We start from the raw sequence: 559 nt of genomic DNA, 5'->3' as shown, positions 1-559 counted from the left end.
CGGGCGACGGCCATGACCAACGCCTGCTGCGCATAGCAGCAGAGGTGGAGCAGCTGCTTGGCGCGTGAGCAGGGCTGAACCGCCCATCAGCGCGACGAACAGTGCTTGCGTTCGCTGTCCTTGGCGGTCCGTACGATACGGGTCGCGACCAGCCAGGGCAAATTGTACTCCTTGCCGGCGATCGTCTGGGTGCGGTGCTCGATCGAGCCCCTGACGACGATCTTGCCTGCATAAAGCGCGTCGGAAAGATCGGTTATGGCCTTGTCGGCCTGCGGCAGGCCGCTGGGGTCGATCGACACGCCCTTGATGATCGTCCCGGTGGCAAGGTCGAGTGCGCTGTTGGACGGGCAGGGCGCCTTGAAGCAGCGCAGCCCGTTGTCGCAATAGACATAACTGCTCTCGGCCGCGAATGCCGGCATGGCACAGAGCGAACAGGCAGCGACAAAGAGGAAGGCGAGACCGGGCATGGCTCTCAACGTCGCGGAGAATTGGGGCGAAACCGCGATGGGTTACAGGCTCGCCGGAAACCGCCGCCGATAGTGATCGACCACTTCTGGAT

Annotated in this window: 1 protein-coding gene; it reads right to left on the bottom strand. The window is 63.5% G+C overall.

What is annotated here, in order from left to right:
* Nucleotides 1-86 precede the first annotated feature (86 nt).
* Nucleotides 87-467 (bottom strand): hypothetical protein, encoded by a 381-nt coding sequence (locus EN994_RS34480; RefSeq protein ID WP_063169047.1) that lies wholly within the window; start codon nt 465-467, stop codon nt 87-89.
* Nucleotides 468-559: the final 92 nt, after the last annotated feature.

The sequence above is a fragment of the Mesorhizobium sp. M7A.F.Ca.CA.002.09.1.1 genome (assembly GCF_003998555.1).
GTDB classification, from domain to species: domain Bacteria; phylum Pseudomonadota; class Alphaproteobacteria; order Rhizobiales; family Rhizobiaceae; genus Mesorhizobium; species Mesorhizobium ciceri.
This window is presented reverse-complemented; position numbering and strand designations above follow the sequence as displayed.